General features: G+C 65.1%; 6 protein-coding genes. 1 reads left to right on the top strand and 5 read right to left on the bottom strand.

The genetic code is table 11. The features are described 5' to 3' along the window. Positions 1–172 precede the first annotated feature (172 nt). The 5 genes from SCNU_RS15525 to SCNU_RS15505 all read right to left on the bottom strand — a co-directional run bounded on the left by SCNU_RS15525 (position 173) and on the right by SCNU_RS15505 (position 4762). Positions 173–1120, bottom strand: coding sequence for a ketopantoate reductase family protein (locus tag SCNU_RS15525; protein ID WP_050792839.1), 948 nt, complete (start codon positions 1118–1120; stop codon positions 173–175). Continuing rightward, positions 1117–2280: an enolase C-terminal domain-like protein gene (locus SCNU_RS15520; protein WP_009680346.1), complete on the bottom strand. Its 1164-nt coding sequence runs from the start codon at positions 2278–2280 to the stop codon at positions 1117–1119. Before SCNU_RS15520 ends, SCNU_RS15525 begins: the two co-directional genes overlap by 4 nt. Next, complete coding sequence (locus SCNU_RS15515) at positions 2280–3416, bottom strand: alpha/beta hydrolase (protein WP_040518588.1); 1137 nt, start codon at positions 3414–3416, stop codon at positions 2280–2282. The genes SCNU_RS15520 and SCNU_RS15515 overlap by 1 nt, the downstream gene beginning before the upstream one ends. 60 nt (positions 3417–3476) lie before the next feature. Beyond that, positions 3477–4094: a TetR/AcrR family transcriptional regulator gene (locus SCNU_RS15510; RefSeq protein WP_009680344.1), complete on the bottom strand. Its 618-nt coding sequence runs from the start codon at positions 4092–4094 to the stop codon at positions 3477–3479. A 98-nt stretch (positions 4095–4192) separates the two neighbouring features. Next, the gene (locus SCNU_RS15505; protein WP_009680343.1) at positions 4193–4762 is read right to left on the bottom strand and encodes a VOC family protein; all 570 of its coding nucleotides are present in this window, start codon (positions 4760–4762) and stop codon (positions 4193–4195) included. A 230-nt stretch (positions 4763–4992) separates the two neighbouring features. Here SCNU_RS15505 and SCNU_RS15500 point away from each other — a divergent pair, with 230 nt between their 5' ends. After that, positions 4993–6513, top strand: a complete 1521-nt coding sequence (locus SCNU_RS15500; protein WP_009680342.1) for an ABC transporter substrate-binding protein — start codon at positions 4993–4995, stop codon at positions 6511–6513. Positions 6514–6542: the final 29 nt, after the last annotated feature.

Below are 6542 nucleotides of genomic sequence, written 5' to 3'. Positions count from 1 at the left end.
CACCCGAGCTCAGGGTGTGATGTCGCAACGAGGCTGTGATCACGGCAGGGTGTCGAGGTGGGTGGTGGCGTGAACACCGTGAGGAGCTACGCGTACCGCATGCCCGCTGGAGCTGATGAAGCCCTCGACCGGTTTCGGTCGAGGGCTTCATCAGCTCTTCCGGGGATCTGCGTCAGGTACGTGATTTCGATTCCAGGGCGTTCACCAAGGCCGTGAGGGTGGTGTTCACTGGAGCGGACAGGCCCACCTTTGCGCCCTCGCGGGGAACTGCGCCGTTGATGAAACCGATTTCGCTGACACGGCCGGCCTCGATGTCGAGCAGGGCGGACGGCTTTGCATTGGGCATCTGCGCGCCGAAGTCGCGCGCGAACTCCACCGGGTCCGCGACGTGTACTGCCACGCCCGCGGCGCGAGCGACCTGCCACGCCTCGGTTGCGGCGAGACTGCTTATGCGCGACATCTGTTCATCATCGAGGATCTGGCCGACGGTCATCCCCGTCAGTGCACAGGGCGCGCTGTAGGCGACATTGCAGATGAGCTTCTCCCACTGCATGGCGTTGATGTCGGCGACAGACTCGGCATCGAAGCCGCCCAACCGCCACGCTGCGGCCACCGTCTCGACTCGCTGCGGATCGAGACCGCCGTATGCCCCGAATCGGAGCGCTCGCATCGCATTGTGATGTGCCTGTCCGGGCCCGACGAGCGATGCTCCGAAGCCCTTGGCGATTCCAACGATGAGGCGATCGGAGCCGACGTGGTCGGCGACGATCTCTGCGGGACCCAGTCCGTTCTGAATGGTGAGAACGAGTGTGTCGGGTCCGATCAGGCCACCCAGTTCAGTCGCTGCAGGTCGGACGTCGGCGGCCTTGACGGCGAGAACCACGAGATCGACGGTCGAATCGGGGATGGTGGTGAAGGCTTGGATTGCAGCGACGAAGTCGCCGTCCGGGCCCGTTATGTGGAGACCCTGCGCGGTGATGGCGGCGACGTGTTCGGCCCATGCGTCGACGATGATGACGTCGTGTCCGGCGCGGGCGAGGCGGGCGGCGTACACCGATCCCATTGCGCCGCAGCCGACCACAGCGACGCGGAGAGAGCCTGGTTGCGTGGAGTCTGTCATGCGAGGAGCCTTTCGATCTCCGGGGCGAGCTCGGCCTTGCACTCGAGGCCGAAACCGGGGGCGTCGGACGGATGTATACGCCCGTCCGCGAGCAGGCAGTCGGCGCTGTACCCGCCGAACGGTGCGAAGACCCCGGGGTATGCCTCACATCCACCGAGCCCGAGGCCGGTGACGATGTGAAGGTTGATCAGGTGCCCGCCGTGCGGCATGGCAGCGCTGCGCGGAAAGCCGTGGGTCTCCATGAGGTCGATCATCCGGGCGTACTCCGTGAGGCCGTAGCTGAGGCCGGCGTCCATCTGCAGGATGTCGGTGTCGTTTCTGAGCCCGCCGAATCGGAGGAGATTCTCGGTGTCTTGGCTGGAGAACAGGTTCTCGCCGGTCGCCAATGCACCGGGATAGACATCGGCGAGTCCGTGGTGCGCATCGAAGTCGAGTGGGTCGACAGCCTCCTCGTACCACCGCAGCCGGTAGGGGCTGAGGGCTTCGGCGTAACGGAGGGCCTGATCCCGGTCGAAGCGGCCGTTGGCATCGACGGCCACGCGCGAGCCCGAACCCGCCGCGTCGACCGCGGCCTCGACGCGCCGGAGATCCTCGCCGAGTGTGGCGCCGCCGATCTTCATCTTCACAGCGGTGTAACCGGCGTCGAGATAGCCCGCGATCTCGTCACGGAGTTCGCCGACTCCGCCGCCGGGACGGTAGTAGCCGCCTGCGGAGTAGACCGGAGCTCCGTTGCGATGCGGTGCCGAGTCATGGGCACGAGCGATCGTCTCGAACGCGGGTTCGTCGTGGAACTTCGCGAGGAGATCCCAGCAGGCGAGTTCGACAGCAGCAGCGGCGGCGGCGCGGTCACCGTGCCCTCCGGGCTTCTCGTCCTGCATCATCGTCGATAGAACCCGCCCCGGATCGAGGGATCCGTCGGCCCGCAGAAGCGACTCCGATGGTGCGTTGATCACGCGAGGCACCAGGCGATCCCGGAGAATCCCGTCCTGGGCGTACCGACCGATCGAGTTGAACGCGACGCCGGTCAGTACCCGTCCGTTGCGCACCACATCGGAGACCACCGCCACCAAGGAGACCGTGTGCTTGTCGAAGCTGACGACAGCGTTGGACACGGACCCCCGCAACGGAACGGAGATGTGCCGAATCTCGGTGATGCGCATCAGAATCGCTCGGCGATCCAGGCTGAGATCAGGTCGGCCTGCTCATCGCGCGCGCCCGGGAGCAGGAAGTAGTGGTCGGCGTCGAGCTCGTGTGACTGCTTGTCTGAAGCGCCGAGCTGGTCGTGGATCGCGGCCGCATCGCTGGGGAAGACTCCGGTGTCCCGGTTGCCGTTGAGCACCAGTGCAGGGACCGTGATGTTCGGCAGGTGCGCACTCGCGCGAGTCTGTGAGTCGGTCAGGCTCCAGAGCGACAGCCACGACCGCAGGGTGGTGGCCGCCGCGATGCCGAACACCGAGCGATTCGCTCGTTTCGGCACGCCCGCGTAGCAGCTGTTGGGTTCGCGCTTGGTCGGTTCCAGAGCGGGATCGACCATTCGCGGATCAGCCCAGGTCCGGGCAACGGAGAACGGGCGGTCGTGGTACCCCGCCGCGGTCAGTCGCGCCAGTTCTGCTTTCACCCAGTCGGTGATCCGGTGATTTCTGGCGGTCTGCGCGGCACGGTAGCGAGCGACGAAGTCGTCGCTGTACGACGGCCCGTTGTCGGGGTTGAACAGATCCAGGGCCGGGTCAGTGGCGAGTGGATCGTTCTCGTCGGTCACCGAGCCGTCCATCCAGCTCGTGAGCACTTCCGGTCGGCCCAGATGTGCGGCGGACGAGATGTATGCGTCACCGGCGGGCAGTTCATCGACTCCGGGGGTCAGCCGCATGCCCTCGAGCGGAGTGAGCGACGGCGCCACCGCTTGGGACTGATACGCGGCCATCAGCGAACCGCCGCCGGAGTTGCCCAACAGCACGACGGTCTCGACGCCGGCCTCCTCACGCAGCCATCGAACACCGACTCCGATGTCGCTGAGCGCCGCATCCAGCACGAAATGCGACTCGTCGCCGCGGAACCGGGTGTTCCAGCCGAGGAAGCCGTAGCCCCGCTCCGCCAGGTACTCCGCCATGTAGTGCTCGGAGAAGTCGATCTGGTAGTGGGTTGCGATCACCGCGATGGTCGGTCTCTTGCCTGCCGGCCGGTGATAGACGCCCTGGCAGGGGTGCCCTCCAGCGCCGAAGCGGGGAAGGTTGACGCTCGGCAGTCCGATGAACTCACGTTCGACGGTCACGTTGGCTCCTATAGATGAATATGACATCGGATTCAGAAAATTGGGTACGGCTGGACCCCGTTCGAGAACGGTGGTCGTGCCTGCTTGTCACTCCGTCCAGAAGACGGAGCGATACCAGATCTCGGTGAGGGTGGCGATGCACGCCTCGTCGTCGGCGGTCTCGGCGCGGCCGGCCGCCAGGTTGTCGTAGCAGAACTGCTGCATCATGGCCACGATGGCTCGCGCGACGAGTTCGGCGTCGTGGCCGGGGCAGTAGCCCTTCTTCTGCGCGAGGACGATTCCCTGAGAGATGCCGTCCACGGCTTCGCGACTGACCTCGTCCCACACCTGGGCGAAGTCGTCGTTGATCATTGCGAGTTGGTAGACGCCCACCATCTCCGCGAGGTGGTCGCGGTAGGTCTCCCAATGGGCGCGGGCCGCGGCTTCGACGCGCGCACGGGTGGTGCCGCTGCGTTCGTAGGCGGCGGCCCGGGTGCGTGCCTCGAGCTGGAACTGTCGGGCCCATGACTCCATGAGGGCTTCCTTGGAGTCGTAGTAGTTGTAGAACGAGGCGGGCGACTTGCCGGCTTCCTTGACGATGTCTGCCACGGTCATCTTGAGGAATCCCTTCTCGGCGATGACTTTTCGAGCGGCTGCGTCGATCGCGTCCTGGGTTGCGCGTCCCCGTCGGGTGGGCTTGATCGCTTGCTCCGTCACTGTGACCACGTCCTCTCGTTGCGTGCCGAAGTCTACGACTCCAGACCTGACATTGACCTCAGGCGCTCGGGGGCGCAAGTGTGTCGGCCGGTCTTCCGTGGATGGAGTCAGGCGGGCAGGCTCGCGGCGACACGGTCCGCTGCGGTCTTCGGGGTGTGCGAGACGTCTCGATCGGTGAAGCCGCGCATCCAGCAGGCGAACTCGAGAAGGATCCCGTCGGGATCCTGGAAGTAGAACGAACGGACGTAGACGTCGTCATTCATCTCGAGTGCGACCTGGGTCTCGGAGTTGTCATGGTTCACGATGGGACCGACGCGAACTCCGTTGGCCTTCAACTTGTTCCGATACTCGATGAACTTGTCCGCCGGGACGTCGAACGCGACGTGGTTGAGGGAGGACACGGCGCTGATCCACTCGCCGAATCCGGGCAGGGTGACCGGCGCGGAGACTCCGGGCACCGCGTCCTGAGAATCCGGGAACCAGAAGAACGCGAGCGAGTTGCCGTTCCCGGCGTCGAAGAAGAAGTGCTGGCCGGCACCGTCCGGCAGGTCGACTGTCTTCACCAGTGGCATGCCCAGAACGTTCGAATAGAAGTCGACGGTCCGAGCCATGTCTGAGCATACGAGCGCGACGTGGCTGAAACCACGCATCTCGAACTGAGTGTTCTTGGTAGCCATCGGTTCTCTCCTCGAGTCGAGTTCTGCTTGCTGAACTGACGCTAACATCAGGTTCAGGTTTGCGCCAGGGGTTCGCGAGGTCGCTTCAGGCGCGGCCGCCGCACCAGGCGGGCTATGTCCCCCGTCACTCAAATGCTTGACAGAGACGGACATCACTCATATATAACTAAACCTGAATTCAGATTTGCAAACGGAACGCGACTCTCAGTCACAGGCGGGTGGCCCACACAATGAATCGATCGAAGTTCTACTCCTCTGCAGCAGCTGCGGCGACGGCGATGATCGCCGCCGGTAGCCTCGCGGCCTGCGGAAACAGTGACTCCACGACAACCCCGGGACAGCTCGCAGCTGCCACGCTGGTGGACGTCCAGAGTTTTGACCCGGCCGCGAATCCCGGCCAGGGACAGCGGATCTTCCTGGACCCGGTGTACGACACGCTGCTTCGAACCGACCCGAATGGAAACGTGGTGGCAGGCGTCGCGACGAAGTTCGAGCTCACGCCGCAGGCGCTCGTACTCGATCTCCAGCAGGGGCGAGTGTTCAGCGACGGTGAACCGCTCGACGCGGCCGCGGTGAAGGCGAATCTCGACGGCCGCCGAAAGTCCACCGGACCTGCGGCAGCGGCTCTGAGCGACATCGCCGACGTCCAGGTGGAGTCACCGACTCGGGTGCGGATCAATCTCGCGACGCCGTCCCCGGCACTGCCGATCTCGCTGACCGACGTCGCCGGCGTCCTCGTCGCACCGAATGCGCTCAACTCACCGCAGCTCGGCACCGACCCGATCGGATCCGGCCCGTACGTACTGGACACCGCGGCGACCAAGAAGGGGGTCTCGTATGTGTACACGCGCAACGAGAAGTTCACCGATAAGTCGGTGCAGACGCTCGACCGGATCGAGATCCGGGTCTTGACCGACGACGCGGCACGCGCTTCCGCGCTGCGCTCGGGGCAGGTCGATCTGTCCCAGGTGGCAGCCGGACAGGCCGACGCGGTCAAGTCGTCGGGCATCGAGATCGGCTCGTTCCCCGGCAACTACTGGATGCTCCAGTTCCTCGACACGGCGGGCACCAAGGCACCCGCGCTGGGCAACACGAAGGCACGGCAGGCGGTGTGCTCGGCCATCGACTCGCAGCAGATCGTGAAGTCGTCGTTCTTCGGGCACGGCACCGCGCAGAGCCAGGTGTTCCCCGAAGGCAATGAGTTCCATGTGAAGTCGCTGGAGAACGTCTATCCGTTCGACACGCAGAAGGCTCAGTCCCTGGTGAAGGAGTCCGGAGTCCCCGATCCGACGTTCGCGGTGCCGGCTTTCGGTCCGATCAAGCCGGTCGCCGAGGCAGTCCAGGGCAATCTTCGGGACGCAGGCATCGATATGTCGATCCAGTTGGTGCAGCCGGGAACGCTCGACAAGGAGAACCGCGAGACCAACTTCCCGGCGATCCTGACTCCGATCAAGCAGGTGCATCCGGAGCAGCTCTACACCGACCGGCTCGCGAAGGACGGACCCCAGAATCCGTTCCACGTCGCGCATCCTGCGGTCGACGCGGCCCACGCCCGGGCTGTGGCCGCGACCGATGACGCCGCCCGAGTCGCCGCGTATGCCGATATGCAACGCGCGGCCGCCGACGAGGCGCTCTGGTGCGGGCTGTTCCAGCAGGACGCCATCGTCGGTTGGAACACGTCGGTCCACGGTGTCACTAACACCGCGGGCTGGCCGATGGGGCCGTCGTTCCGCGGAATCACAGTCGACTGACCCTGCAGGTCACAGATCATGAGGACTTC

Origin of the sequence: Gordonia neofelifaecis NRRL B-59395, from assembly GCF_000192435.1 — a bacterium.
Lineage (GTDB): Bacteria > Actinomycetota > Actinomycetes > Mycobacteriales > Mycobacteriaceae > Gordonia > Gordonia neofelifaecis.
Note: the sequence above shows the minus strand (reverse complement) of the source record. Positions and strands in the feature narration are given on the sequence as shown.